The sequence below is a fragment of the Mesorhizobium sp. M4A.F.Ca.ET.090.04.2.1 genome, from assembly GCF_003999085.1.
Classification (GTDB): domain Bacteria; phylum Pseudomonadota; class Alphaproteobacteria; order Rhizobiales; family Rhizobiaceae; genus Mesorhizobium.
Map to the genome: position 1 here is coordinate 1 of NZ_RZOT01000780.1, position 1,843 is coordinate 1,843.

At 68.6% G+C, this 1,843-nt stretch carries 2 protein-coding genes; both read right to left on the minus strand.

Going from position 1 to position 1,843, the window contains the following annotated elements; translation table 11 throughout:
* Positions 1-348, minus strand: a 348-nt coding sequence (locus tag EN781_RS31710) for a cytochrome c (protein ID WP_145965757.1), incomplete at its 3' end; no start/stop codon positions are given.
* Complete coding sequence (locus EN781_RS31715; RefSeq protein WP_245492701.1) at positions 345-1,841, minus strand: multicopper oxidase family protein; 1,497 nt, start codon at positions 1,839-1,841, stop codon at positions 345-347. The genes EN781_RS31710 and EN781_RS31715, both read right to left, overlap by 4 nt.
* Between the last annotated feature and the right edge of the window lie 2 nt (positions 1,842-1,843).

The following is a 1,843-nucleotide window of genomic DNA, read 5'->3' on the forward strand; positions in this document are numbered from 1 at the left end:
GTCCCCGCCGATATGGCGGGCGAGCGCCTCGAATTCCGGCCGCGCCTGGTCGATCGCCGCCTTGCCGCCGGAAGGCGCGCCGAGCGTGCCCGCCGGGAATTCGCCGATCAGGGCAGAACCGGTGCGGGCGCGCAGCGCCTCGGCCGCCGCCTTGAAGCCGGCTGGGTCATAGGCGCGCTTGCCGTCGAACATCTCGGCTACGGTCTTCGCCGCCGCCGCCATCGCCTTCATCGAGGCCTGGCGGGCCGCAACAACCGCGTCGCCCGAGGCCACGGCCAGCGGCGAGGACAGGACGAGCGAGCCGGCGAGCGCCAGCATCGCCGCTCTGGACGCGACGCCGGTTCTCATGCCGTGACGTCGAGCACGCCCATCATGCCGAGCTGCTCATGCTCGAGGATGTGGCAGTGGTACATGCGCCGGCCGGGCCGCTCCTGGCGCAACAGCAGCCGCAGCGTCTCGCCGCGCGCCACGTTGACGGTGTCCTTCCAGGCAAGGAAGGGCGGCTTGGAGACCTTGCCGTCGCGCTCGTGCTCGATCACCTGGAATTGCGTGCCGTGGACATGGAAGGGATGATCCATGTCGGCCCGATTGACGATCTCCCAGAGCTCGGTCTCGCCGGCCTTGCCGACGATGTCGACGCGTCCCATGTCGAAGGCCTTGCCGTTGATCAGGAAGCCCATCTCCATGCCGGTGACGTTCATCGCCATGGTCTCGGTGAGGACGAGGCGCCGGGAGAGCGCGGGGGCGGCAAGCGGCGCGATTGGGCGCAGCCGCGCCGGTATCGGCGGCATCGCTTCTCCCGTTTCTTGGGAGACGTCAACGGTCAGCAGCGTCAGCCCCGCATCGGCCGGGCGGCCGGTGCCCATCCAGCCGCGATCGTAGTCGAGCGTGTACAGAGTGATGGGTCCGGGGTTGTCAAAGGCGACTACCAGCTCGATGCGCTCGCCCGGGCTGAGCAGGATCTCGTCGGCCGCCACTGGCGCCGCCAGCTGCCCGCCATCCGTCCCGATGATCGTCATCGGAGCGCCGTCGAAGGCGAGCTTCAGGAAGCGCGCATTGGTGGCGTTGTAGAGACGCAGGCGCCGTTTCGCACCCTTCGCCACGGCAAGTCTGGGGTTCTTCTGGCCGTTGACCAGCACATGGTCGCCGACGCGGCCGTTCATCAGATCGCTCATCGAATTGGCGGGCATCGAGCCGTCGGCGGCGAGCCTGAGGTCGGTGAACACCAGCACCGTGTCGCCATATTCGGCCGGAACAGGATCGGCCTTGGCCTTAACGACGAAGGCGCCGGCCAGGCCGCGATAGACCTGCTCGGCCGTCCTGCCGTGCGGATGCGGGTGGTACCAGTAGGTGCCGGCCGAGCCTTCCGGCAGATCGAAGGCATAAACGCGCTCGGTGCCCGCCGCCACCGGATCCATCGGATTGCCGTCCTGGTCGGCCGGCACCGGCATGCCGTGCCAGTGGATGGTGCTTGCCTCGCCATCGATGCGGTTGGCGAAGGTGATCTCGACACGGTCGCCCTCGAAGGCCTCGATCAGCGGCCCGGGGCTCGTGCCGTTATAGGCGAGGATCGGCGTGTCTTGCCCTTCGGCGAAACGCGCCGTGGCAGGCGATGCTGTCAGCCGCGCCTTGAAAAGGTCGGGCCGGCCGGCCTCGTTGGCCAGCAGCGGCAGCTCACGCAACGGCTGGCCTTCGGGCAGGGTGACTGCGCCTTGCGCCATCGTGCCCATGTCGTGTCCGGTATGGCCGCCCATGTCCATGCCCGGCATGGAGTCCATGTTCGGCATGTCGTCCATCTTCATCTGCGCCAGCGCCCGTGGGCTCGCCAGAACCGTCGCCAGGC